The organism is Mariniradius saccharolyticus AK6, assembly GCF_000330725.2.
Classification (GTDB): Bacteria; Bacteroidota; Bacteroidia; order Cytophagales; family Cyclobacteriaceae; genus Mariniradius; species Mariniradius saccharolyticus.
Genome location: NZ_AMZY02000010.1, coordinates 99,151 through 123,429, shown reverse-complemented (window position 1 = coordinate 123,429; position 24,279 = coordinate 99,151). Strand labels below are relative to the sequence as shown.

The window sequence follows — 24,279 nt, the reverse complement described above, 5'->3', positions numbered from 1 at the left end:
CGTCTCAATTTTCCCAGAAATCCGGGGCTTTGTTTGTTCCTCTCAGGGTGCAGTCTGTACATTGTTTGGTTGAAGCATGGTATCCCAAAAGTGCTGGGCCATCCCAAATTTCTCTGGCAGGGACTCTTGTGTCGTTATTGAAGGCGAGGGCAGCTTGGTTGGGTGGGATCGTGTCGGGGAAAATGATGCAGAACTCGTAATCCGGTATAAATACCCGCCATGGTGCCACGTCAGCATTGTTGATGTAAATCCGTTTGCTGGATGATTGGCCGATACTGATGTGGCCGATAGCCTCCCGTACAGTTCCTTCGGCAGGAATAATGTTACTCTTGAGGATCGACGGGAGCGGACTGAAAATCCCTCCAATGTCGTCAGAGTTTTTTCGCAGGATTTCCCAAAAATCATAGGCCTCGCGGTCCAATGCCCTTTGTGTTATCTCAATGCTGTATCTACGGCTCAACTTTTCGGACATATTGGGGATGCGGACTAGTTCCCGCTGGAGTATTGTGTTGTTTTCAAATCGCGCAGCATCCTGCAGGATGATTTTCGGGAAAATATTCGAAGTCCAACACCTGTCAATCCGCTCGTCTTCCCCTCGGGTTGAAACCTGTCCTTTTTCGAATTTTAGGAAAGAAATCACCCCAGGGAAAAATATCCAGTGCTCCTTATATTCCCACAGGAAATACTCTGCTTCCTCATTACCCTGGGTGCTAAGAAAAATCTCTACACCAAATTCATCACGTAGGAATCCGACCTCTTCGATCTCAGGCGAAACGATCGGTTTCATAGGCTTGCTTTTGAATTCGCTTCCGTCGGGCAATGATATGCTCAGTTCGTATATCTTATTATTGTCCAGTATCTCCGCCAATTTGTATTCGCCCGCGGCTGTTTCGGCAAATTGCCACATTTCTCCTGTCTCAGAAACCAGTCTAAGACTTGCGCCCATTTCTGGTCTGCTCAAATCGGTCTGGCTGATAGGCGCGGTTCTGCTCAGCGTGATTTTTGACTCTGCTCCATTGGTTTCAATAAATCCCTCCACAACCAATATTCCCAAATCAGCATCCGTCACTTCGGGTTCAAATGGGTCCCTGCATGCTGTTGTGATCGCGATCAGGACCAGTAAATCGAACAAAAGGGCGGGCTTTCTTCCCATCAGAACCTGAAATTGTAAGTGATAAATGGAATCGGTTCGGCGAAAATCGACAACTGATAACCCTTCAGCACGCCGTTGACGGGAGTGAAGTAAACCGAATACGGGTTACGTCTTCCCAACAGGTTATATACCCCGATGGACCAAGAGGAATGTGCCAGTTTTCGCACTTTGTGGTTTCCTTCGATATTCATCGAAAAATCCAAGCGGAAATAATCCGGGATCCTGTAGGCGTTCCTTTCGGAGAAATATACCCGCTCCGAACCGCCATAGTTGAACTTGGCAACGGGCAAGGTGATTGGCCTACCCGTGCTGTAATTGCCCAGAAGGGAAGTACTGAACCTTCTGCTCCAAGCGTAATTTGTTACCAAAACGACATTGTGAGGCTGGTCGAAATTGCTTGGATACCATTCTCCGTTGTTGATTTTTTCGGCTGTTTCGGCAGCGGCCGTTCTCAAGAGTGAGCGGGAATAAGTGTATGATACCCATCCACTGAGTTTTCCTTGGTTTTTGCGCAGCAAAAACTCCGCACCATAAGCCCTGCCGTCGGTATTGAGGACGCTTTGTTCCAATGCTTCGTTCAAAATCAAAACCGCACCTGACCTGAAGTCGATAAGGTTTCTCATGTTTCGGTGGTAAGCCTCTACCGAAAACTCATATTTGTCCACTTTGAAATTGCGATAGTAACCCAAGGATATCTGATCGCCCCATTGCGGCTTGATATGCGGATCGCTGAGTTTCCAGATATCCGTCGGCGCGATGGCCGCATTATTGGTCAGCAAATGGATAAACTGCCTATTGGTGTTGTAGCCCAATTTTACCGAGGAAATATTATTGATCGCATAGCGACCCGAGATTCTGAACTCAGGGCCGCTGTAGGATTGGATAGTTTCACCCGACCCATAGGTCCTTTCACCAATCAAGGAAGCCGGGGTTCGCGGGACTCCCTCTTGGTAGATGTTGACCGTATTGGGTCCTACAAAACTATAGAAAACGTATCGCGCGCCGTAATTGACCGTGATTTTGTCATTGACCTCAAAATCATCGCCGAGGAAGATGGACGTTTCGAAAGCTTGTTCCTGACTTACTGTCTTTGGAACGACGATGGATTCCGGCCCCTCGGGCGCTATCGATCCTGGGCTCAGTTGGTATTGAAGCGCGTTGATTCCAAACTGAAGCGTATGCCGTTCGTCCAATTCATACCGGAAATTGGCCTTTGCGAAATTCTGTTTGATCTCAAATCCAAAGTTGTAGGCATTGGAGGGATTGTCCCGACCTTCGATTCCAAACTCATACGAATCCCTGCCCAGCACCACTTCCATTTCCAGCTTTTCGTTGAAATAATGTGTCCAGCCAAGGTTGAAATTCTGGTTTTGATATTGGAAAGTTGTATCTGGATCAAATCGGAAGCGGTCCCTGCTGCCATAGCCGTTGAACCGAAGTACATTTTTTTGACCGATTTTTTGTGAAAAGTGGAGGTCAAAGTCGTAGAAATTGGCCGCTCCATTTTGGAAGTCAGTGTTTTCCTCCAGGATTTTCAAGAGCCAATCGGAATACGTGGAGCGAGCGCCCAGGGAAAATGAGGTGTTGGGGCCAAGCGGCCCGTCGACTGATAATCGACCTGTCAGCAAACCAATCCCACCACGAACGGTCACCTTGTCGGGATTTCCATACTTGCCGTTGACATTGAGGACCGAGCTCAGCCTGCCGCCGTATTTGACGGGCACGCCGGCCTTGTACAGGTCAACTGACTCCACGAGATCTGGGTTGAATGCTGAGAAGAGTCCAAAAAGGTGTGAGGGATTGTAAATCGTCGAATGGTTGTAGAGAATCAGGTTTTGGTCGGCCGCACCTCCTCGGACGTTGAAACCCACACTTGCTTCGCCCACGGTTTGCACGCCGGGCAGTGTTAGGATGCTACGGATGACGTCCACTTCTCCCAAGACCGCCGGGATTTTTTTCATCGAGGCGATATTGAGCTTTTGTACGCCCATTTCAGGCCTGCCAATATTGCTCATTTTCTCGGATGAAATCGTCACCTCGGAGAGTGAAATAATGTTTTCTTCGATGGAAATGTCAAGAATCCCGTCCCCTACAAGGTTGATTTGGCGCTGCTCCACAAAACCGCCGAGGTTTTGGATAAACAGGACATGTCTCCCAGTCGGCAACTTGATTTCATAGTTCCCCTTATCGTTGGATATAGCGCGGGTGTAGTTGATTTTTTCGAAAACGATGGCGCCGTTGACGGGCGTCCCGTTTTCAAGCGAAGTGATGTTGCCGCGGAGGGTTGCGGTCCCCGTTTTGCTGGGATTCGTTTCGCCGAGGATGTAGAGCTTGTTTCTCGAATACACCCTGTCGATGTCCTTTTGCCGCTGCAGGCTGTCGAGGGTTTGTTGGTCTTCGAGTGTTTTGAAAAAGTCCGGGTTGAGGCTATTGTCCAAGGGAGCTCCTTGAGTGATGAATACCCGTTTTCTTTCATCGATGAAAAACCTGAATTCCGAGCCTTCAAAAATCCCTGTCAGTATTTGGGAAAGCGTATTTTCCTTGGCGCTGATATTGACCTGGGTTTCCGAAAGTGCCTTTTCGTCGAAGTAAAACCTGAATTCGGTCTTTGATTCGATTTGGCTGGCGAAGCGTTCGAAGCTGATTCCGGGGAAAAGGCCCGTAATGCGCTGTCCGTCTTGGCTGATTTCCTGTGCGAAACCAAGCCTCCCAATTCCAATGAGGATGAGTAAGATGATTGCCCGGATGCTCATGGATTCTGGTCGTTATAGTGTGATACGACCATTAACAGGTAGGCTCGTTTGTCGGATTTGAAAATCAAGTTTTGCTGTTTGGCCATTTTCCGTACCTCTTTTTTTTCCAAGTCCAAAAAATCGAAGACGTCACCTTTCTTTCTCACAAGACGCATCTCATCGCCTTTTCGCAACCAGAAATCATTTTTTTCCAGAAACTCACTGGTGTATTTGCTCAGTTCACGTTTTTCTTTCCGAGTCTTGTAATGTTTGTCAAGTAGGTCGACCTTTCCGGAAGCGACAACTTCATAAAATCCGTTTCCGTGGTGACTGTAATCAGGGTTCTCGGCAATTTTGACAAAATTCGATTTTGACTTCTCCAGAAAAGAAAACGCGTTGATTTTGTCTGTTTTGATAAGCACTCTTTGCCTGTGCTCAGGATGGAATGTAATGATTTCGTCGGAATAGATATTATATAGCAGCGGGACGTTTTGGTAGGTAATCCCGTTGACGGTCAGGTTGCCGATTTCGAAGTTTTTTGAAGAAAAGTAAGGATCACCTTGGATGCTGGGTGGTGGGTCCACATAGAATCCGCCGCTGATCGTCTCCTGGTGGAGTGGGATATTTGACTGGTAGATATTTGAAGCAACCGATCCTTCCTGTGAAACCGAGACTCCCCAAAATCCAAAAAGGAAAAGAGCTAGCGTAAAAATTTGTTTCATGCGGTTGGTTTAGGTTCAATAGGCAGGATAAGATAGGTAATAATTGTCTGGAGTATTCCCATTTTACGCCCCAATTACATAAATGGTTGATTTTTCTTTTGGCAAAAAACTATTTTCAAGGCACAGATTCGGGTTTTTGTGGCAAATGGAAATTTTCTTTTTTGGGAAAAAAGATTCAAGAACCAAAAAGCAGGACTATGCGTCAATCGCCTATTATCGGAGCCTCGGATCGACGATTGGCTAGGTTCAACAAAAAAACCAATCCCTTTGCCGTCGCTCTGAGGCCTACATCGCGCTTCAAGTGAATTGGATGGATCATAGAAACGGCGGACCTTGAACAAGAAACCAATAACCAATAACCAATATACTCCAACCATGAGTACAAGAAGAGACATCCTAAAATCCATCGGACTCGGCGCTGGTGCTGCGATACTTACATCGGCTATACCAGCAACGCCCCCAAAAGCAAAATCCGAGTTTCGCTTTTGCCTCAATACCAGCACCATCATGGGCCAAAAGCCCGGCCTGAAAGGCTATTTGGATATTGCTGCCCGAGCGGGATATGATGGGGTAGAATTGTGGATCCGTGATCTGGAGGAATTTATTTCCCAAGGGAATACCGCCGCAAGTTTGAAGAAATTGATTTCTGATGCTGGATTGACTTTTGAAAATGCGATTGGATTTGCGCCATGGATGGTGGATGACGATGCCAAAAGAAAGGTCGGCATGGAACAGATGGAAAAGGAAATGAACCTATTGGCCTCACTTGGCTGCACGAGGGTTGCTGCACCTGCGGCAGGTGTGACCGCACCTCTGGACCTGTTCAAGGCAGGCGAGCGTTACAAGGCTTTGCTGGATTTGGGAAGAAAAACAGGCGTAATGCCGCAGTTGGAATTTTGGGGCGCCTTCCCGTATTTTCACCACTTAGGCCAGGTGCTTATGGTGGCGGCTGTTGCCAATGACAAGGATGCAAGGATATTGCCGGATGTTTACCATTTGTTTCGGGGAGGTTCGGGCTATGAAGGGCTTAAGATGCTCAATGGGAATTTGGTGGAGATTTTTCACATGAATGATTTTGTTTCAAGTATTCCAAGGGAAAAACAGGAAGATAAGGATCGGGTGTATCCGGGTGACGGAGCGGCACCGATGAAGCAGATATTGACCGACCTGAAAAATATGGGTGGGCCGAAAGTGCTTTCCTTAGAGCTTTTCAACCAAACCTATTGGAAAGAGGATGCTTTTCAAGTAGCAAAGACTGGGTTGGATAAAATGAAAGCTTTGGTCAAATCCATTTGATTTCAGGAAAAATAGCCAAACAGATACGTGTAAAGCATAACCGTTCCAAAAGCCATCAGCGGCCCCAAAACCATCATCAACAAGCCGCTTGGGAAGAAGCTTTTCTGCTCGATCAATCCTGTGGAATAGGAAATCGCATTCGCAGGCGTAGAAACGGGTAAAAGCAAGGAACACGAACAGCTGAGTGAAACAACCAGCGGTGTGACAATTCCCCACACACCCGGCAAAGATAACCCCAATGGCACCAATATCGCCGCAGCCGCGGTGTTGCTCATGATATTGGAAATACCAACTGCGACGAGTGAGAGAATCACCGCAACTCCTGCCAATGGGATATCCAAATGCGTGATCGCATCCATGATGATATCCGTCAGACCCACGTCCACCATGGCAATGCCGAGCGCCAAGCCACCAGCCACCAGCATCAGCGTGTCCCATGGAAGCCTCCGCACATCTTCTGCTTTGACGACCTGAAACAAGGTCAAGAGAACTATGGGAATGCCTGATGTCGCAGCAATCGGAAGGCCATGTATGGACTCGGTCAGCCACATGCCGACCGTTATAACAAGGGTAAAAATCACCGCTCCACGTTCGAATGTAAAGGGGCTTTTCGGCTTGTTGGCTAACTCCGTCAAGTCCAAAGTGACCTCACCTAGTTTTAGTGTTTTGACCAAAAACCGCCAAAAAATCAGCAAAGTCACAAAAGCCATTGGGATACCAAAAACCATCCAGTCTACAAATGTCAAATAATGTCCCTTTTCTTGTAGTGCGCCGACAGCGATCGCATTGGGTGTACTACCGATGATGGTACCCATTCCTCCAAGTGTCGCCGCTGCGGGTATCCCTACCAATAGGGCTTTGGAATAGGGAGAGGTTTTGCCGAGAAGCCTTACCAAGGGTAGAATGGAGGAAACCATCATTGCCGTAGTGGCGGTGTTGGACATGACCATACTGGCAACGCCCGTTGTAAGCAGGATGCCCAAGAGCAGTCGGTTGGGCTGATTTCCAAACTTTCGCATCGTAAACCTAAATAGCGAGCGGTCCAAACCTACGATACTCATGCCCTCAGCGAGAAAAAATCCGCCCAAAAGCAACCAAATCACGTTGCTTGTCCAGGTGCCGAGATACATTTCGACCGGTGTTTTGTGCTCGACTAGGATCAAGTCCGTACCAAAGCCGAGCAAAAGTCCTGAGAAAATAAATATGCCCACCGCAAAAGGTGGAATGGCTTCAGTTACCCAAAGTCCTACAGCCAGAATCGCCAAGAAAAACACATAATTTACATCATCGGCATAGCCCAGACTTCGAAAGAAGTAGGTGGTCAAAAAAGCGAGAATAAAGTTTCCCGTGAAGGTGGTGGTGGCGAGTATCCAACCGTATTTGAGTTTTTTATAAAGCCTTATTGAGGCTTTTCGAGAATCCGTGTGGGACATAAAAATGCAATTTCGACCGAGTCAAGTTAATCAAATCTGTAAACTATTGAATCATTGACATGAAGAATTGCAGTTCTTGTACCAATAAGGATAGCCTATTGAAAAACCTCTATTTCGCTACCGATTGCGTGGTTTTGAAATTGCGAAATTGATGGTTTGACAAGGGAATTTGTACCTTTGAAATCTCCCCATCAATTGATTTCTACGATGCAACAGACTCCCCTTGCCGAACGGATGCGGCCCCACCGATTGGAGGATTTGATCGGTCAAGAGCACCTTTCGAGTCCCAATTCTTTTCTTTTTAGGGCAATCCGTGCGGGCAATATCCCTTCGTTGATTTTATGGGGACCTCCTGGAGTCGGCAAGACTACGATTGCCAATATCATCGCCAATGAGATCAAGGCGCCATTTTACACGCTGAGTGCGATTTCGTCCGGAGTGAAGGAAATTCGCGAAGTCATCGACAAGGCCAAGTTCCAGACTGGGGTTGTCTTATTTATCGATGAAATCCACCGCTTCAATAAATCCCAACAGGATGCCTTACTTGGTGCGGTAGAAAAAGGTATTATCCGACTGATTGGTGCGACGACCGAGAATCCTTCCTTTGAGGTCAATGCCGCATTGCTTTCACGCTGTCAGGTTTTCACGCTGAATCCGCTTGGGAAAAGCGAATTGGAGGCCATGCTGCATCAGGCCATGGAAAAGGACGTGTTTCTTAAGCGTAAGAAAATCGAGCTGAGGGAAACGGAGGCCTTGTTGCGAATTTCCGGCGGGGATGGGAGAAAGTTGCTTAATTTGTTTGAAATCGTTGTGGATAGCATCGGGGAAGAGCCAATTATCATCGCCGATAAAAAGGTCACGGAGATCGCCCAACAAAAGATTGCTTTGTACGACAAATCGGGCGAGCAGCATTATGACATTATTTCCGCTTTTATCAAATCCATCCGGGGTTCCGACCCAAACGCGGCCGTTTATTGGCTCGCGCGGATGATCGAAGGTGGGGAGGATGTCAAATTCATCGCACGGCGCTTGGTGATATTGGCCTCTGAGGATATCGGAAATGCCAACCCAAATGCGCTCCTGCTCGCTACCAACTGCTTCGAGGCTGTGAAAATGATCGGCTATCCCGAATCCCGGATTATCCTTGCCCAATGTGTTACTTACTTGGCGAGTTCCGCCAAAAGTAATGCATCCTACCTTGCCATCAACCAAGCCCAAGCCGCAGTCGCCGAAAAAGGGGATCTTCCTGTGCCGCTGCACCTGCGCAACGCGCCGACCAAGTTGATGAAGGATTTGAGCTATGGGAAAAACTACCAATACGCCCATGACTACGAAAACAACTTTGTCGCACAGGAATTCCTGCCGGACGCTCTCAAAAACACCAAGTTCTATGACCCAGGCAACAATGCTCGAGAGAATGAATTGAGAAAGTTTTTGAAGGAAAGATGGAAGGGGAAATATGGGTATTAGCTATCGGTGACTCGTAATTTGAGATTGGGACTTCGGCATACAGGAAGTTTAAAGCCAGTGGTCGATGGTCCATGGCATTCGATTTTCAATGCTTGGGTATCGCTTTTTGAATCAAACTTCCGACTTCGTACTTCCAAACTAGTATTCCACCACAACATCTTCCATTGGCACCCTAAACCTTGGACCATAGACGCCATCCGGCGCCGACTTGCCGCAGCCGATGATCATGTTGATTTCAGCGGATTTTGGTAGATTGAGCAGTTTCTTCACCCTTTTGGAATCGAATCCTTCCATAGGACAGGTGTCGTACCCTTCGGCTTTCATGGCATACATAAAAGTCATCGCTGCCAGGGCGGCACTTTTGTGCACCGATACGCGGACGTCTGCCTCGGAGACTTCCCTCACCATCGGCCTTTTCAGTCCAATGGCCCAAGCGACAATTTGTTTGACCGGAGACCATAACGGGTACCAAGCATAGAGTTTCGGAATCAGTTTGCTGTAGTAGGAGAGCCCACGTTTTCTTTTGACAGGGTCGGAGTCCTTGTAGCAATCATCAATGTATGCATAGTTGGCAGCCGCCCTTTTTTTCCACAAATCCCTTCTTGTGACGATCAATACGAGTTCCCTTGCAGTGGTTGCGGCCTTTTGCCCCATACAAAGTTTGGCTAGGGGCACCTTCAATGGAGAGGTTTCCTTGACCCGATGAAACTCCCATAGCTGCATATTGGAACTGTTGGGTGCCAGCACGGCAGCTTCGATACTGCGGCCTACAGCCGAAAAATCAAAAGGTTCGGTTTGGTTAAACACCCGCACGGAGCGTCGTGCCTGCACCAAACTGAAAAATCCTGATTCCTGTAAATTTTCCTTCATTGGGTCAAATTAAATATTGTGAGTTGACGGCAATGGCCATCTTTGGCTATATTGTCGCTAAAGTTACTTGAAAACCTATTAAATCCATTTTTGCTATGGTTGTAGAATTGATCAGACTTGAGCTTTTGAAAACAATCCGCTCTACCGCCTTTGCCAAGAGCGCCCTTGTGGCTGTTTTCTTGGCGTTTTTGGCTGTATTGTTGTTGGGATATGTCCTTGCTTTGGGATTATTTCTAAAAGTCATAATCGAAAAAGGATTCGAGAAGGAAGACGCCTACGCCACCTTATCGAGCTTCTTGGTGTTCTTCTTTCTGTTTGAGTTTATCTATCGGTATTTTGTCCAGAAACTTCCTGTGATTGAGCTGGAGCGGTTTCTGCACTTGCCGATCAAAAAGAGTAGGATCATCCATTTTTTACTGGGGCGGTCATTTGTTTCTCCGCTCAGTCTGATTGCTCTGCTGCTGTTCACACCATTTGCCTTTCAAGAGGTAGGGCCGAGGTTTGGGAGTTTTGCGGCGTTTTCTTGGCTGGCTTCGGTCTGTCTGAGCAGTTGGTCGCTGCATTGGCTGATGCTATGGTTCAAGCAAAAGTTTGAGGATAGTTGGAAAGGCCTCGCGGTGATATTTGGCATCTTGTTGCTGACCTCAGGCTCTACCTATTTCGGTTGGTTCAATTTGGGCGATTGGGTGAAGCCTCTGTTTGATTGGTCTCTAGTTTCGGCTATTCCGGTGATTTGTCTCTTTGGGGTTTTTCTCGGCATGTATTACTTGGCATACAAGTTTTACTACCAAAATGCCTATCTCGAAGACCTGATGGAAGAGGAACAGGTCCGCTTTGTCAATCAAGAGTTTGGGATTTTTAACCGGTTTGGATTGGCGGGAGAGCTTGCCAACTTGGAATGGAAACTGATCATCAGGCACAAGAAAAGCCGCACCTATCTCATGTTGGCCGGATTTTTCCTGTTGTACGGATTGATTTTCTACGCCAATCCACAATACAAAACTGAACAGGGCTTCAACCACTTGTTTGTATTCGTAGGATCATTTATCACGGGGATTTTTATGCTTCAGTACGGGCAGCTTTTCCTGAGTTGGAATTCCGCCAATTTCGATTTCTACATGCAGAAAGAAGGCGGATTGGAGGCCTTGGTCAAGGGGAAATATCTGCTCTTTATCGGTACTTCAGTCATTTGCTTTCTCGCATCGGTTCCTTACGTGTTTTTTGGTTGGGAAATATTGCTGATCCACATCGCCACGTTTCTTTTCAATGTGGGCGTGATTATCCATATGGTGATCAACCTTGCACTTTGGAAACCCAAACCCATGGATCTCAACAAAGGTGCAATGTTCAATTACGAAGGCGTGGGTGTCGCCCAGTTTCTGATGATCATTCCGATGATGGGGGCACCCTATGCGATTTACCTGCCGTTTGCCTTGATTTTTGACCAATATGTCGGATTGCTCGCATTGGGCGTAGTGGGTGCAGCGGGTTTGGTGGCGTATCCCTATTTGTCCAAAATCGCGGTAAGGAAAGTAATGGCCAATCAATACGAAATTTCATCTTCATTTAGACAAGAACTATGATATCGGTACAGGGACTCAAAAAACAATACAAGAACGCGGTTGTCTTGGATGTGGAGGAGCTTCAGATTCCCAAGGGAGAATGCTTTGGGCTGGTAGGTAACAACGGCGCAGGAAAGACGACGCTATTCAGGATTATGCTCAATCTCGTGAGGCCCACCGGCGGCGGTGTATTGCTGGACGGGATGGACGTGAGCAAAACGGAAAACTGGAAATCAAGGGTAGGTGCATTCTTGGACGAACACATGCTGCTTTCCTATTTGACGCCGGACGAGTATTTCGAGACACTGCGCAAGATCTACAAACTCTCCGTGGAGGATTTGAAGCTGCACCTGGAGAAATTCCAGGAATTGTTCAATGATGAAATCCAGGGAAAAAAGAAATACATCCGGGACCTCTCCAAGGGAAACCTCAAAAAAGTGGGAATTGCGGCTGCCATGCTGGGAAATCCTGAGGTTGTGATGCTGGATGAGCCTTTCGAAAACCTGGACCCTAGTTCCCAGGTGCGCCTAAAAAAATTGATTCTCCAGGAAAAGTCCGATAGGCAGGTCACTTTCCTGATTTCCAGCCATGACCTCAACCATGTGACGGAGATCTGTGACAGGATCGTCTTGCTCGAAAAAGGGAAGGTCATCAAGGATTTGCAGGAAAAAGAACACATGGTGGAAACGCTGAACAGCTACTTTGGAACCTGATCGGCTTAAATAGATTCCAAATTTTTACGATTTCCAACTTTGGACAAAACCCCCAAAACATTGAAATAATGGGGATTTTGAAAAAAGTTGGAAATTTTTTTTGTGAAATATTTGCTTTTGAAATATAAAAAAATGTACTTTGAACCATCAAATATGTTTTAGACAGTTTGATAGTGCCCGGTACAGCGAAAGCTGTTGAATCTAAATATCTCGCAAAAAATCACTCACTGTTTCAACACTTAGGTTATGGCAAAGTACTATATCAAATTGGAAATCAACGGAATCGAGTTTCAAATCCAAACCGACGCCGGCACAGAAAGAGAAGCCAAAGACATGGCTTGGGACATCATCAGGGACAGGACTTCATTCCTTTCGATCAGAAAGGACGACGCAAGAGAAGTACAAAGTTCATTCAGCAAAAAAATCGCCGCAGGCCTGAAGAGCGCACTGCTTTTATAAATAAAAAAAGGAATTTGGGTATCAGGCAGACGATTTGGACTGTCGCTGACCCATACGATTGAAGGAGTATTTTTTAACCATTTACCAAATCCTCCACCCTATTTGAAGGAGTTAGGGTGGGGGAATTTTTTTTGTGGAGCTGGCGGGAGTCGAACCCGCGTCCAGATAGGGAAACACTGTACCGTCTACATGCTTAGTCACCGGTTGGGTTTTCGACCAAAACACTGCTGGGTGACACACCTATGTTTGGCTTAGCCGCTTGTCTTAGCCCTGCCTAGCAGCCTCGCAGGGAGCATCGCTGTCTAGTCGACACCCCAAGTCCACCCGGACAGCGCAACAGGTAGCGGGATGTGGCCGGGGAGCGCCTATCGGTACTCAACCCTTTAAGCCGGTCTCATCCAAGTGAAGGAGAGATTAGGCAGCCATGGCGTAAGAAGTTTCGCCAGTTGTGTTCGTATGAATCTTTCAAGGCCGTACATACTTCAGCCTGCATGCGGGCCCAATCTTCACACCTACTGTCAAAACCGGTCAGCCCCAAATTGTAACGTGGTAACAAAGATAGACCCAAATTAGTTCCCAAAACAGACCTTTGTCATCTTTGGATCGCAATGGGGGAAGCATGTTCGATTTGTAGAAGAAGCCGTCGGCGGTGTCTCTTGGCGATGTTTTTCCAAATTGAATTTCTTACTGAGGTTGAGTTTTGAAAGGAAAAAAAGCCCTATTTTTAGGAATGGGAGTGTTTTAAACAAGCCTTTTTTGTGTCAAGACTCGCTTTTAAAGATCTGGATTTATGACCGAACTACTCAGCAAACTAAACTTCAAAGAAGGAATGAAAATTTTCATGGCGGAGATACCATCGGAGTTCCTTCCCACAGCCATGCAATGGACAAATCTAGGCATTGTGGTCGAGAAGCCCGCAGCCGCTGATTTTTTCATTTCTTTCGCGACTACTGCAGAGGGAATCGCCCGCAATTTTTCGCAGATCAAGGACAATATCCAAAATGACCAGGTTTTTTGGATGGCCTATCCAAAGGGTACTTCGAAGAAGTATAAAGCCAGTATCAACCGGGATACGGGTTGGGAAGTCTTGGGGCAAAACGGTTTCGAAGGCGTGAGACAGATTGCCATTGATGCGGATTGGTCAGCGCTGCGGTTTAGGAAAGTGGATTTTATAAAAAATCTTACCCGCAAAAACCGAATGACTTCCTAACAGGAGAGATTTGTTTGCAACTCCTCAAGGTCACTTTTTGGTCAATATCGCGTGCTTTTGGAGGGGCGAAGTACCCTTACCTGTATGTCTTTCTTTTTCATTTGGCCAAAAATCCTGTAATTTCGGAACCAATTTTGGTAGGAAGAAACAATGAACCACTTGAAAATATCCCCCCTAAAGGTCAGTTTCCTGTTGATCCTGTCTTTCTCGATTTTTTCCAGCTATAGTTTCGGTCAAGACCAGCTTGCCTCCTACAAAAGGGCAAAAACATTGATCAGCTATGGCAATTACAATGACGCCATGAATCTACTTAGGCCCTACATGGAGGGAGACTACGGAGCGCTATCCAAGTACGCCAATTATCACTTTGCACGGGCGGCATTCCAGAACAATCAAAATGAATTGGCAAAATCCGTCCTCATGCCATTGGCCCAGGATGCTTCCTGGCAACAAAAAGACGATGTCAGGTATCTTTTGGCGCTGATTCACTTCAAAGATGGCAACTTTCAGGCCGCTCTGACAGAAATAGAAAACATCAAGGATACCAAGATTTACGCAGAGGCAGAAAAGGCAAGTTTGAAATACCTTGAGAATGCCTCGGTTAGTTTTTTGGTTGCCAACTTCAGCAAATTCCAAAAAAACCAAGGCTATCGACTTGCAATGAAAGGCCAACTTGAAAAACAGTCGATCCTTTCTGCCGACGAGCGCAGGGTTTTGCAACAGCTAAGCAGTTCATCGGGCCCAGGCAATATACCTACCACAAAAAATCCCCAAACTTTGGATATTGCGATCATTTTACCCTTCAATTATGCCGGTGTCACAGACATTGCAAGCCTTGGATCGGGGAATTTTGTGCTTGAGTTTTACCAAGGACTTAGGCTTGCCTTAGATGAATTGAAACAAGTGGGCTACAAAATCAACTTGAGAAGCTATGATACCCAACGCGATTTAAACAGGTTGAGATTAGTTTTGGCAGACAGTTTCGTGACGGATGCGGATCTGATTATTGGACCCATTTATCCTGAAGAGACCGAATTGGTGGCACAGTTTGCGGAGAAAAATGACATTCCATTTGTCAATCCGCTTTCAAATGTGGATGACAAAATCGAGGGATTGGAATTTGCATATTTGTTTAGGCCCTCTGTGGCATCCATTGCAGGGAGAGTCATGGAATTTGCAGGTGGCAATATTGCCGGAAAACGGATTGCAATTGCCTATTCCAATGCCACAAGAGACGAGCAACTTGCCAAACGAGTCGAGGAGATTGCAAACAAAAAAGGTTATCGTATTGCCGTCGCCGAGCAAGTCAATCCAAGAACAATTAACGGTTTTTTTGACAAAGTTCGACTTCGCAATGGGGAGAGGGCCGATGTGGATCTCGTAATGATCCTTTCAGATGATCCCAATTTGGCCCAAAGTACCTTTGGATTTATGGAGGCGAAGAACATCCAAACCCCGATTTTGGTGATGGACAGTTGGCTGTATTTCAATTTTGCCAGCTATGAAATGCTAGAAAACCAAATCTTTCATTTCATCGGCAACAATGCAGTGGATTTTTCCAACCCAAACCTTGAAAAGTTCAGGACTAGTTTTCAGGAAAGGTTCCTTAGCCAACCACCCGCCAATGCCTACCTTGGATACGAGTTATTGTATTGGGTAACCGAGACCATCGGTCCAAGCAAAGGTTTTGACTTTAGGAAAAATCTTGACCAGCGCGGATTCCAAAACGGAAGGATTTTATATGGGTCAGATTTCAATCAAAGCAACAACAATAGCTACGTTCCAGTTTTATTTCTCGAGAACGGCGTGCTTGTAGAAAAATAAATTTCAAATGCGAAAAGACAGGAGTAAGGCCCTTTTTGAAAAGGCAAAACAATTCATACCGGGAGGAGTCAATTCTCCCGTTCGCGCTTTTAGGGCCGTTGGCGGAGACCCGCTTTTCATCAAGCGGGCCGATGGTGCCTTCATCTATGACGAGGATGACAACGCCTACATTGAGTTGATCAACAGTTGGGGCCCGATGATCCTCGGCCACAACCATCCGATGATCCGCGAGGCGATCGTGAGGGCATTGGAGAACGGGACATCATTTGGTGCTCCCACGGCCCGGGAGGTGGAGATTGCGGAGCTGATCATTTCGATGGTGCCTTCGGTCGAAAAAGTCCGGATGGTCAATTCAGGTACAGAAGCCACGATGTCGGCCATTCGTGTCGCGCGCGGATTTACCGGAAGGGACAAGTTCATCAAGATGGAAGGCCACTACCATGGCCATGGGGATTCTTTCCTGATCTCAGCAGGGAGCGGCGCCATTACCATGGGCAATCCGGATTCCCCTGGCGTGACCGTCGGCACGGCAAAAGACACCCTGCTCGCTCCCTACAATAGCCTTGAAGCTATTGAAAGTCTTGTTGCCGCAAACCCAAATGAAATCGCCGCCATCATCCTTGAGCCAGTTCCCGGCAATATGGGCCTGGTATTGCCAAAACCCGGCTATTTGGAAGGACTCCGGAAGATCTGCGACCGCGAAGGCATTGTGTTGATTTTTGACGAGGTGATGACAGGATTCAGACTGGCAAAGGGCGGAGCACAGGAGCTTTTTGGTGTCACTCCCGACATGACCACGCTGGGCAAAATCATCGGAGGCGGGATGCCTGTCGGTGCCTATGGAGGAAAAAAGGAAATCATGGACTTTGTTTCACCTTCTGGACCGGTTTACCAAGCAGGAACTTTGTCCGGGAATCCGATTGCGATGGCAGCCGGATTGGCGATGCTGCGGCATTTGGACAGCCATCCGGAGGTTTTTTCGCAGCTCAATGCGATCGGAGATAGTCTGGTGACTGGCTTTAGATCGGTCTTGGATGAGTTGGGTCTGAACTTCACCATCAATCAGTTGGGAAGTATGTATACTTTGTTTTTCACGGATCAAGAGGTATACGACTTCGAGACTGCCAAGAAATCAGATACTGCGCTTTTCGGAAGATATTTCCAGGCCATGCTGAGCCGTGGGATCTACCTTGCGCCATCCCAATACGAATCCCTGTTTTTGTCCACTGCGCTGACTGAGGACTTGGTTGGAAAAATCGTAACAGCGCATGGGGAGTCGATCATAGAGGTGATGGGTAGATAGTAAGTCTTTTGAACAGATTGATAAAAAAGGGGGATCTGTTCCCTCTTTTTTTGAATCAAAAATGAATTTTTGCAGCCAAAAGTGAATAAAAGTATTCAATTCGGGCTGATAAATATATTTTTATCAGCCAAAAATTGTTTATTTGTGTAAGTTTTGGCTGCAAATAGTTCACGTATGCGAAGCAAGCACCTGATTGGAAGAAGAGCTCCTCAGGATAGACTGAGGAAATTGCTGGAGAGCAAGAAATCCGAATTCTTGGCTGTCTATGGCCGGAGAAGGGTCGGAAAGACCTTTCTTATCAAGGAATTTTTCGAATACCAATTTGATTTTTTTATCAGTGGATTGGCCAATGCGACTACAGAGCAGCAGTTATTCAACTTCGATTCGGAGATGAACAGGCAGTCTCCCTTGTTTTTTGATAAGCCCTCCGCCAATTGGTTGGAGGCATTTCAGCGGATAAGGTCCTATCTGGAAGACAAAAAGAAAGATGGCAAACTAGTCATTTTCATAGATGAACTTCCTTGGATGCAAACCCACGGGTCTGATTTTTTGATGGCTTTGGAGCATTTTTGGAATGCTTGGGCTACACACAGGCAGGACGTTTTGCTGATTGTCTGCGGGTCGGCAGCTTCTTGGATGCTGACCGAAGTCATCAACAGCACGGGAGGCCTTCACAACCGCGTGACTGCCCAGATGAAGATCGAGCCCTTTACCCTCAGCGAAGCGGAGGAACTATTGCAGTCAAATAACTGCCAACTCGACCGGTACCAAATTACCCAACTCTACATGTGTATGGGTGGAATTCCCTATTACCTGAGTGCCGTGGAGCCTGGAAGAAGTGCTGCCCAAACGATTCAAAGTCTCTTTTTTGAAAAGAGTGGTCTGCTTCGCAATGAGTTTCACAACCTGTACAGAGCACTCTTCAAGCGGCATGAAGTCTATGAAAATGTGGTGGAGGCAATTTCGAGCAAAACATACGGCATGTCCCGGAGTGAAATCATCAAGGTCTCGGGAATCCAGTCTGGCGGAACGCTGAGCAAAGTCTTGGAGGATTTGGAAGAGAGCGGCTTTATCACTTCCTATCCTTCCTTGGACAGGAAACAAAAAAATACCCTTTACAGGTTGTCGGATTATTTCACTGCATTTTATTTCCATTTTCTGCAAGAGCCCCAAAGCACCGACTGGCTACAGCTCATCGATCAGCCCAGTCACCGGGCATGGCAAGGATTCACCTTTGAGCAGATTTGTCTCGACCATGTTCCACAGATCAAAAAGGCTCTGGGTATCAGCGGTATCCAGGCGGAGCATGCTGCCTGGCGAGGCACGATGGAAGGCAAAGGCGCCCAGATCGATCTCCTGATTGACCGTCGGGACCATGTGATTACAGTGTGCGAATGCAAGTATCACCTCGATACCTTTAGCATTACCAAGGAATACGCAGACCAGTTGCGGGCCAAGATCTCCACGTTTAAAGAAATCTCCAAAACGCGGAAAGCAGTCCATTTCACCTTTGTCAGTACCTATGGCCTTCATCGCAACACTTACAGTAACCTGCTGGTGCAGAGTGAAGTGACGATGGATGATTTGTTTGTAGGGATATGATAGTGGTATTCGAAGGCCAAACAGTTTGACAAGCAGACTTTCAGCCGTAGTCTGGAGGTTGGCACCGTAAGGATTTTTATACCAAAGTAGGATGTTGTGTCATTTAAAATCGGATAATTTTCATGAGGAACCCGACCTTTTTGACTAATAGATAGATATTTCTTGCCAAATTGGTAACGATTTAGCGAGTTGAGGTTTCTGATTTTTGAAAGCGATTTCGAAAAAAAGGAAGCCTCAAGAATTGAAAAACATATTCTCTAGGAAATTTCACCCATAACCATGTCACTCAAAATCTACGGCATCAAAAACTGCGATACCATGAAGAGAGCCTTTCAATTGCTGGAAGAAAAGGGGATCGCGTACGAGTTGATGGATTACAAAAAGAATGCGCCAGATAGCGCTTTACTGTCGAGCTTTGCGGAAAAGCTGGGCTACGATACGCTCGTTAACCGCAAAGGAAGCACCTTTCGCCAGCTTTCGGATGCGGAAAAGGCCTTGATGGATAGTCCATCCACCGGACTTCCGATACTCCTCCAGAAAAGCAGCATGATCAAACGGCCGATCGCTTTGTTCCCAGATGGAAGTGTCGTGGCGGGGCTTGATGGGCTCATGGAAAAAGTCAAATGATCGGAGTTGCTTTATTGAGGAGTTGCGGTGATCTGCGAAAAGGTAACGCCGTCAATGGTCGGAAAGAAGTAATCTGGGGAGTAAGATTTGAAGGCAAGGTTTTATGGCACCTCGACAAGGCACAAAGCTCAGAGATCATCTGTTGACAGCCGCAATTTCATTTGTGTGGCTGGTGAATGGATTTTTTTGTAAAGTGCTCGGCCTTGTCCCCAGGCATGAGCAGATCGTAGGCAGAATATTGGGAGATTCGAATGCTCCTCTTTTGACCCATTTGATTGGAGTTTCTGAAACCATCATGGCGTTTTGGGTCTTGACCAGGTTTAGATCAAGGCTGAATGCTATCATTCAGATGTTTTTGGTCGCAATCATGAATATTCTAGAGTTTGTGCTTGTTCCTGATTTGTTGCTTTGGGGAAGGTATAATGCCTTGTTTGCGCTCTTGTTCATCGGGTTGGTGTACTACAATGAGTTTGTGTTAAACAACGGCGAGAAATAGTTGACCAAATGATAGACTTTCTAAAAAATCATCCATTCGAAATCGAAGCCTTTTTTGAAAGTTCTATTGTTTTGTCTTTTGCAGTTCCAAAAGATTTGCTTGCCGATTTGATACCGGAATGTTTGGAACTCGACACCTTTCAAGACAAATGGGGATTCGTTGCGGTGGCGATGGTCCAAACCAAGAATCTGAGGCCAAAGGGTTTTCCAAAGTTTCTTGGAAATGATTTTTTCCTAATTGGGTACCGGGTGTTTGTCAGATATGAATCTCGGTCGGGAAAGCGGTTGAGGGGCTTGTACATCCTAAAATCAGAAACAGATAAGCTCAAGATGCAATTTCTCGGAAATGTTTTCACACATTACAAATATTCCACTACCGACATCAATATAACCCACGAAGGTGGTTTAATGAATATCATTTCAGTTCGTTCGGGGATAGAATTGACGATCGATACAAAGCGGATTCAACCCGCTTTGCCCGAGGGTTCACCGTTTTCCGATTGGAAGGAAGCCCGTAGGTTTGCAGGTCCGCTGCCGTTCACTTTCAGCTTTGATGAAAAGAGAAAACAAGTCCTGATCATTGAGGGCATGCGTGAGAACTGGCAACCTCAACCAATATCAGTTCAAGGGGTTCGGGTGGGTTTTTTTGAGGAACTAAGGCTTAAAAATTCACTCCTTGCGAATGCATTTGAGGTGAAAAATATACCTTACATTTGGAAAAAGGGAAGAATTGAACAATGGCCACAAACCGAAACAGATTTCAAGGTCTAAGCAACATTGTTCTTTTCAATTGGCACTTTTATTTGATCGCTGGTTCTTTGATTGTCGTACTGACAATCTTTACAGAGATTTTTCCGACTCAATTTCAAGATGTTTTCTTTTGGCTCGCGTTGTTTTCAGGGTTTTCAATTTTGGTTTCTCTTGTCGTGTCACATTATATCTATGATCGGTCTGATCTTTACCAAATGACCTGGTTCGATGATACTAGGCCTTGCCGTATCTTAAATATAAATGCAGGTTTTGATGAAACGAGTCATATCATCCGAACAAAGGCTCCAAATTCTTGCCTTACAATTTGTGATTTTTATGATCCCAGAAAACATACCGAAGTATCAATCAAACGTGCCCGAAAAGCATTTCCACCGGATCCAAGAACAATCAACGTTGAAACCGAAAAGCTTCCATTCGGTAATAGTAGCTTTGATTTTATTTTTTTGACTTTATCCGCCCACGAAATTAGAGATGCGCGTGAAAGGGCTGTGTTTTTTCGGGAAATCAATCGGGTAGCAAATTCAGATTGTCGAATCTATGTGACAGAGCATCTGAGGGATCTTTTCAACTTCGCAGCCTACACGATAGGTTTTTTTCACTTTTTTTCGCGCAGGCAATGGCTGAATTCCTTTGTTGCGGCAAATCTGAAGATCATTAAGGAACAAAAAACAACACCTTTCATCACGACGTTTGTTTTGGGAAAAAATGGAGATTCACTTTAGAATCATTGGGTACCTTTTGGCGTCATTAGCGCTTGTCCACATAATTTTTCCGCGTTATTTCAATTGGAAAGAGCAGCTCAATTCATTGACGCTGATTAATCGCCAAATGGTACAAGTGCATACGTTTTTCATCGCGTTCACGGTATTTGCAATGGGGGTATTATGCATTACGTCCTATGCGGATCTGATCGGTACAAAACTCGGAAAGCACATCTGCTTCGGCTTGGGTGTTTTTTGGACGATCAGGTTATTTGTCCAGCTATTTGTCTATTCACCCAAACTATGGAAAGGGAAGACCTTTGAAACGATTGTTCACATCCTTTTTTCATTGTTTTGGACGTATATGGGAGTGGTTTTTCTCTGGACTGCGTTAAACTGAAACAGCGTAATGCGTTTAGAAAAGTCAATGATGAATTCAATAAACCACCTTCTCTGTCTCCACCACAGGTAACTGATAGCCGCCTGTCTCCAGTTTGATTCCCCATTTTTTCGCCCAATCGGGTGTTTCGCTCTTGGAAGCGGGTGTGTTGTAGGCGAATAATCCCATGAGCCTGGGATGGGTTTTCAATACTTCCAAAGTATTCCAGTCGACTTCCGTTTGATTGAGGTAGAGCCGCTTGAGGTTGGTATTTGCATTCAGTTTTTCCAAAAGGATACCCCGCAGGGCAGTGTTGCTGAGTTTGAGGACGGTGAGGTTGGGAAGTCCAGCAACATGTACCATCAGGCTGTCGCTTACCGCTGTCCCGCTGAGGTCCAGCCAAGCGACGTGGGAACTGATGCCTTTCAGCATTTCCCAATCAGCATCGGTGAAAGCAGAAAAGTTGATACAGGATACCTTGAGTAAGCTGTTGTCGAGGCTGATGGGTTCGACAAGGATTCCCTTTTCGGCAAAAACTTTCAGGCTATCCACCGGGATAGGGGCGAGGTCCGTGATGGGAAAGTCGGGAATAGATTCTTTTTTGAAAAATGGGACAAGCAAGTTTTTTTCGATTCCTGCGGCTCCAAGCGTTTTTGAAAAGTCCGCTCCGGCAGCGATCCAGGCCTTCACCAATTCGATGTGGGCCTTCTCCGGCTGCCGTTTTTCTTTTGGAGGCATGTGGTCCTCGTGGTCCAAAGGCAAAAGCATGCGGGCGATCAGCGGACTTTCAAGTGGATTCTCTTTTGTCAAAACAGGCCCGTTTTCCCCTCCCTGCTGGATTGCCTCGATGGAAGTCAGCATCAAGCCACCTTTTTTGTTTTTGGGACTGTGGCAACTTACACAGTTTTGCTGGAGAATGGGCATCACGAGATCTTCATAGACCAAGGCCTCCTGCCATTGATCGGGATCCAAGGCAATGGGTTTGGGGGCTTCTGGTTCATATCCAAACCACGATTGAACCGGTTCTGGAAGAACCTCCACCAGGTAATCGTCTCCATGTGTCAGGTTGCCGCCAAGATGGCCTGTGATCAGCAACGCGATTCCCAAGGCGGCGGATATCCATTTGATGCTGCGGTCGATGGCTGTCCTTCGGTGGGATACCCAAAGTAGCCAACCTGAAAGAATACTGGTGATCACACCAGCTATCAAATGCCCACGGACAGTCTCAAACGCGAACCCTTCCGATTGGTAGAGCAGCCAGCCGCTTATCGCGGACGCAATAGCCGCCAATAGCCCAAGTATCACCGCAAGGCGTACGGCCGGGAGTAAGTCATTTTCTTTTTTGGAATAGAAAATTAGGAAAATCCCAAAAATAAGGAACCCTATCGGTAGGTGTACCAATAGGGGGTGCATTCTACCCAGTAGTTCTATAAGCGCGAGTATTGCCATCAAGCCAGGATTTCTTGGATGATATGGCCTTCTACATCTGTCAACCTGAACGGTCTCCCTTGGAAATCATAGGTGAATTGCTCATGGTTGAATCCCATCAGTTGGAGGATGGTGGCATGGATATCGTGCACGGAGACCTTGCCGCTGACCGCACCGAAACCCAATTCGTCGGTCTCGCCAAAGGAGCTGCCGTTTTTGATCCCGCCTCCGGCCATCCACATGGTGAAAGCTTCCACGTGGTGATCGCGGCCTTTGTAGCCCATCGTTTTTCCCTCCCGGTTTTCCTGCATCGGCGTGCGGCCAAACTCCCCGCCCCAGACGACCAGCGTATCCTCGAGCATTCCCCTTTGCTTCAAATCCATCAACAGCGCTGCAATCGGGCGGTCGATCTCATTGCATTTGTTTCTGAAGCCCAAGTCGATCGCCGTCGAATGATCCGTGCCGTGGCTGTCCCATCCCCAATCGAAAAGTTGGACAAAGCGGACGCCTTTTTCGACGAGCTTTCTGGCCAATAAGCAGTTGTTCGCAAATGCTTCCTCACCTGGCTTGGTGCCGTAGAGTTCGTGGATGTATGCGGGCTCATCGTTGATATTCATCACTTCGGGGACTTCGATCTGCATCCGATAGGCCATTTCGTATTGATTGATCCGGGCCAGTGTCTCAGGATCTCCGTACTGCTCATATTCCAATTTATTGACATCATTGATGGCACTGATGATGTTTTGTTTCAAATCCCTTGAGATCCCTTTTGGATCCTGCAAGTAAAGCACAGGGTCTCCCTTGGAGCGGCATTGTACACCTTGGTAGACAGAAGGAAGGAATCCTGAGCCCCAGACACTTTTGCCTGCATCGGGGGTTTTTCCGCCCGAGGTCAACACGACAAAGCCCGGCAGGTTTTGGTTTTCTGTTCCGAGGCCATAGGTCACCCAACTCCCGAGGCTTGGCCTTCCGAGACGCGGACTACCGGTATGCATGAAAAGTTGGGCGGGGCCATGGTTGAATTGGTCGGTATGGACGGCTTTGAGAAATGCTACTTCGTCCACAACTTTGGAAAAATGAGGCAGGTAATCTGACACCCATGCGCCGGATTCACCGTGTTGCCGGAAACTGGACTGGGGCCCCAAAAGATTGGGGACACCGCGGATAAAGGCGAATTTTCTCCCTTCCAACAGCGACTCTGGGCAGGCTTTTCCATCGTATTTCACCAATTCAGGTTTGAAATCAAACAATTCTAGCTGTGAAGGCGATCCTGCCATGTGGAGGTAGATGATCGACTTCGCCTTGGGCAAGTGCGGTGGAGGCTGGGGGGAAAGGGGATTGAGGGTGCGCTGACTCAAGGCAACCTGCTGAGTCGCGGGTATTTTGGGATTTGATTCACAGGAGAATAGCAGCGGCGCCAGTGCCAATCCACCCATTTTGCTGACACATTCGAGGAGAAAGTGCCGCCTCGTCTGCTCTTCCAATTGGCGGTGCTGGAGTTCTTTTAATAGTCTCTCAAGTCCTAGCAT

The 24,279-nt window shown here is 46.8% G+C and carries 20 protein-coding genes and 1 other RNA gene; 13 read left to right on the top strand and 8 right to left on the bottom strand.

The window, feature by feature from the left end; genetic code table 11:
* Window positions 1-4: 4 nt before the first annotated feature.
* Genes C943_RS09780 through C943_RS09770 form a run of 3 tightly spaced genes read right to left on the bottom strand, consistent with a single transcriptional unit; the run spans window position 5 to window position 4,607 of the window.
* Window positions 5-1,153: a DUF4249 domain-containing protein gene (locus tag C943_RS09780; RefSeq protein WP_008627167.1), complete on the bottom strand. Its 1,149-nt coding sequence runs from the start codon at window positions 1,151-1,153 to the stop codon at window positions 5-7.
* The gene (locus tag C943_RS09775) at window positions 1,153-3,906 is read right to left on the bottom strand and encodes a TonB-dependent receptor (RefSeq protein WP_008627164.1); all 2,754 of its coding nucleotides are present in this window, start codon (window positions 3,904-3,906) and stop codon (window positions 1,153-1,155) included. Before C943_RS09775 ends, C943_RS09780 begins: the two co-directional genes overlap by 1 nt.
* Window positions 3,903-4,607 (bottom strand): hypothetical protein, encoded by a 705-nt coding sequence (locus tag C943_RS09770; RefSeq protein WP_008627163.1) that lies wholly within the window; start codon window positions 4,605-4,607, stop codon window positions 3,903-3,905. The genes C943_RS09775 and C943_RS09770 overlap by 4 nt, the downstream gene beginning before the upstream one ends.
* Before the next feature lie 375 nt (window positions 4,608-4,982).
* Between C943_RS09770 and C943_RS09765 the strand changes: the two genes are divergently transcribed.
* The gene (locus C943_RS09765; RefSeq protein WP_040480297.1) at window positions 4,983-5,903 is read left to right on the top strand and encodes a sugar phosphate isomerase/epimerase family protein; all 921 of its coding nucleotides are present in this window, start codon (window positions 4,983-4,985) and stop codon (window positions 5,901-5,903) included.
* A gap of 2 nt (window positions 5,904-5,905) precedes the next feature.
* On the opposite strand, the gene C943_RS09760 is transcribed toward C943_RS09765, so the two are convergent.
* Complete coding sequence (locus tag C943_RS09760) at window positions 5,906-7,336, bottom strand: SLC13 family permease (protein ID WP_008627160.1); 1,431 nt, start codon at window positions 7,334-7,336, stop codon at window positions 5,906-5,908.
* A 207-nt stretch (window positions 7,337-7,543) separates the two neighbouring features.
* Here C943_RS09760 and C943_RS09755 point away from each other — a divergent pair, with 207 nt between their 5' ends.
* Window positions 7,544-8,806, top strand: a complete 1,263-nt coding sequence (locus C943_RS09755) for a replication-associated recombination protein A (protein ID WP_040480293.1) — start codon at window positions 7,544-7,546, stop codon at window positions 8,804-8,806.
* 138 nt (window positions 8,807-8,944) lie between these two features.
* On the opposite strand, the gene C943_RS09750 is transcribed toward C943_RS09755, so the two are convergent.
* Complete coding sequence (locus C943_RS09750) at window positions 8,945-9,676, bottom strand: nitroreductase family protein (RefSeq protein ID WP_008627158.1); 732 nt, start codon at window positions 9,674-9,676, stop codon at window positions 8,945-8,947.
* A gap of 95 nt (window positions 9,677-9,771) precedes the next feature.
* On the opposite strand from C943_RS09750, the gene C943_RS09745 reads away from it, so the two are divergent.
* The 3 genes from C943_RS09745 (at window position 9,772) to C943_RS09735 (ending at window position 12,410) form a co-directional block, all read left to right on the top strand.
* A complete protein-coding gene (locus C943_RS09745) occupies window positions 9,772-11,259 on the top strand; it encodes a DUF5687 family protein (RefSeq protein ID WP_008627154.1) in 1,488 nt (495 codons plus the stop codon).
* Window positions 11,256-11,951 (top strand): ABC transporter ATP-binding protein, encoded by a 696-nt coding sequence (locus C943_RS09740; RefSeq protein WP_008627145.1) that lies wholly within the window; start codon window positions 11,256-11,258, stop codon window positions 11,949-11,951. Before C943_RS09745 ends, C943_RS09740 begins: the two co-directional genes overlap by 4 nt.
* A 246-nt stretch (window positions 11,952-12,197) precedes the next feature.
* Window positions 12,198-12,410, top strand: a complete 213-nt coding sequence (locus C943_RS09735; RefSeq protein ID WP_008627144.1) for a hypothetical protein — start codon at window positions 12,198-12,200, stop codon at window positions 12,408-12,410.
* 131 nt (window positions 12,411-12,541) lie between these two features.
* On the opposite strand, the gene ssrA is transcribed toward C943_RS09735, so the two are convergent.
* Window positions 12,542-12,946: a transfer-messenger RNA gene (gene ssrA, locus C943_RS21720) on the bottom strand.
* Window positions 12,947-13,239: 293 nt separating this feature from the next.
* Here ssrA and C943_RS09730 point away from each other — a divergent pair.
* The 8 genes from C943_RS09730 to C943_RS09695 all read left to right on the top strand — a co-directional run bounded on the left by C943_RS09730 (window position 13,240) and on the right by C943_RS09695 (window position 20,964).
* Window positions 13,240-13,620: a hypothetical protein gene (locus C943_RS09730; protein WP_234862361.1), complete on the top strand. Its 381-nt coding sequence runs from the start codon at window positions 13,240-13,242 to the stop codon at window positions 13,618-13,620.
* Window positions 13,621-13,770: 150 nt separating this feature from the next.
* Complete coding sequence (locus C943_RS09725) at window positions 13,771-15,444, top strand: ABC transporter substrate-binding protein (protein ID WP_008627140.1); 1,674 nt, start codon at window positions 13,771-13,773, stop codon at window positions 15,442-15,444.
* Between the two features lie 7 nt (window positions 15,445-15,451).
* A complete protein-coding gene (gene hemL / locus C943_RS09720; RefSeq protein ID WP_008627139.1) occupies window positions 15,452-16,747 on the top strand; it encodes a glutamate-1-semialdehyde 2,1-aminomutase in 1,296 nt (431 codons plus the stop codon).
* 174 nt (window positions 16,748-16,921) lie between these two features.
* Window positions 16,922-18,349 carry an AAA family ATPase gene (locus C943_RS09715; RefSeq protein ID WP_008627138.1) on the top strand — a complete coding sequence of 476 codons (1,428 nt, stop codon included), beginning with the start codon at window positions 16,922-16,924 and terminating at the stop codon, window positions 18,347-18,349.
* 279 nt (window positions 18,350-18,628) lie between these two features.
* Window positions 18,629-18,976, top strand: coding sequence for an ArsC/Spx/MgsR family protein (locus tag C943_RS09710; protein WP_008627136.1), 348 nt, complete (start codon window positions 18,629-18,631; stop codon window positions 18,974-18,976).
* Window positions 18,977-19,079: 103 nt separating this feature from the next.
* Entirely contained in the window at window positions 19,080-19,472 is a 393-nt protein-coding gene (locus C943_RS09705) for a DoxX-like family protein (RefSeq protein WP_051069569.1), read from the top strand.
* Window positions 19,473-19,480: 8 nt separating this feature from the next.
* Window positions 19,481-20,242 carry a DUF2071 domain-containing protein gene (locus C943_RS09700; RefSeq protein ID WP_008627131.1) on the top strand — a complete coding sequence of 254 codons (762 nt, stop codon included), beginning with the start codon at window positions 19,481-19,483 and terminating at the stop codon, window positions 20,240-20,242.
* A gap of 194 nt (window positions 20,243-20,436) precedes the next feature.
* A complete protein-coding gene (locus C943_RS09695) occupies window positions 20,437-20,964 on the top strand; it encodes a class I SAM-dependent methyltransferase (protein ID WP_211208880.1) in 528 nt (175 codons plus the stop codon).
* 415 nt (window positions 20,965-21,379) lie between these two features.
* On the opposite strand, the gene C943_RS09685 is transcribed toward C943_RS09695, so the two are convergent.
* Together C943_RS09685 and C943_RS09680 are read right to left on the bottom strand one after the other, a co-directional pair.
* On the bottom strand, window positions 21,380-22,771 hold the full coding sequence (locus tag C943_RS09685; RefSeq protein WP_040479996.1) for a c-type cytochrome domain-containing protein: 1,392 nt from the start codon (window positions 22,769-22,771) through the stop codon (window positions 21,380-21,382).
* The gene (locus C943_RS09680; protein ID WP_008627126.1) at window positions 22,771-24,279 is read right to left on the bottom strand and encodes a DUF1501 domain-containing protein; all 1,509 of its coding nucleotides are present in this window, start codon (window positions 24,277-24,279) and stop codon (window positions 22,771-22,773) included. Before C943_RS09680 ends, C943_RS09685 begins: the two co-directional genes overlap by 1 nt.

Excerpts from the sequence above, each read along its gene's own strand:
- C943_RS09730 (WP_234862361.1), top strand. The coding sequence starts at position 13,240 with ATGAAAATTTTCATGGCGGAGATACCATCGGAGTTCCTTCCCACAGCC.
- C943_RS09735 (WP_008627144.1), top strand. The coding sequence starts at position 12,198 with ATGGCAAAGTACTATATCAAATTGGAAATCAACGGAATCGAGTTTCAA.
- C943_RS09755 (WP_040480293.1), top strand. The coding sequence starts at position 7,544 with ATGCAACAGACTCCCCTTGCCGAACGGATGCGGCCCCACCGATTGGAG.
- C943_RS09775 (WP_008627164.1), bottom strand. The coding sequence starts at position 3,906 with ATGAGCATCCGGGCAATCATCTTACTCATCCTCATTGGAATTGGGAGG.
- C943_RS09695 (WP_211208880.1), top strand. The coding sequence starts at position 20,437 with ATGACCTGGTTCGATGATACTAGGCCTTGCCGTATCTTAAATATAAAT.
- C943_RS09745 (WP_008627154.1), top strand. The coding sequence starts at position 9,772 with ATGGTTGTAGAATTGATCAGACTTGAGCTTTTGAAAACAATCCGCTCT.
- C943_RS09715 (WP_008627138.1), top strand. The coding sequence starts at position 16,922 with ATGCGAAGCAAGCACCTGATTGGAAGAAGAGCTCCTCAGGATAGACTG.
- C943_RS09725 (WP_008627140.1), top strand. The coding sequence starts at position 13,771 with ATGAACCACTTGAAAATATCCCCCCTAAAGGTCAGTTTCCTGTTGATC.
- C943_RS09765 (WP_040480297.1), top strand. The coding sequence starts at position 4,983 with ATGAGTACAAGAAGAGACATCCTAAAATCCATCGGACTCGGCGCTGGT.
- C943_RS09705 (WP_051069569.1), top strand. The coding sequence starts at position 19,080 with ATGGCACCTCGACAAGGCACAAAGCTCAGAGATCATCTGTTGACAGCC.
- C943_RS09685 (WP_040479996.1), bottom strand. The coding sequence starts at position 22,771 with ATGGCAATACTCGCGCTTATAGAACTACTGGGTAGAATGCACCCCCTA.
- C943_RS09740 (WP_008627145.1), top strand. The coding sequence starts at position 11,256 with ATGATATCGGTACAGGGACTCAAAAAACAATACAAGAACGCGGTTGTC.
- C943_RS09710 (WP_008627136.1), top strand. The coding sequence starts at position 18,629 with ATGTCACTCAAAATCTACGGCATCAAAAACTGCGATACCATGAAGAGA.
- C943_RS09750 (WP_008627158.1), bottom strand. The coding sequence starts at position 9,676 with ATGAAGGAAAATTTACAGGAATCAGGATTTTTCAGTTTGGTGCAGGCA.
- C943_RS09700 (WP_008627131.1), top strand. The coding sequence starts at position 19,481 with ATGATAGACTTTCTAAAAAATCATCCATTCGAAATCGAAGCCTTTTTT.
- C943_RS09680 (WP_008627126.1), bottom strand. The coding sequence starts at position 24,279 with ATGCTAGGACTTGAGAGACTATTAAAAGAACTCCAGCACCGCCAATTG.
- C943_RS09760 (WP_008627160.1), bottom strand. The coding sequence starts at position 7,336 with ATGTCCCACACGGATTCTCGAAAAGCCTCAATAAGGCTTTATAAAAAA.
- hemL (WP_008627139.1), top strand. The coding sequence starts at position 15,452 with ATGCGAAAAGACAGGAGTAAGGCCCTTTTTGAAAAGGCAAAACAATTC.
- C943_RS09770 (WP_008627163.1), bottom strand. The coding sequence starts at position 4,607 with ATGAAACAAATTTTTACGCTAGCTCTTTTCCTTTTTGGATTTTGGGGA.
- C943_RS09780 (WP_008627167.1), bottom strand. The coding sequence starts at position 1,153 with ATGGGAAGAAAGCCCGCCCTTTTGTTCGATTTACTGGTCCTGATCGCG.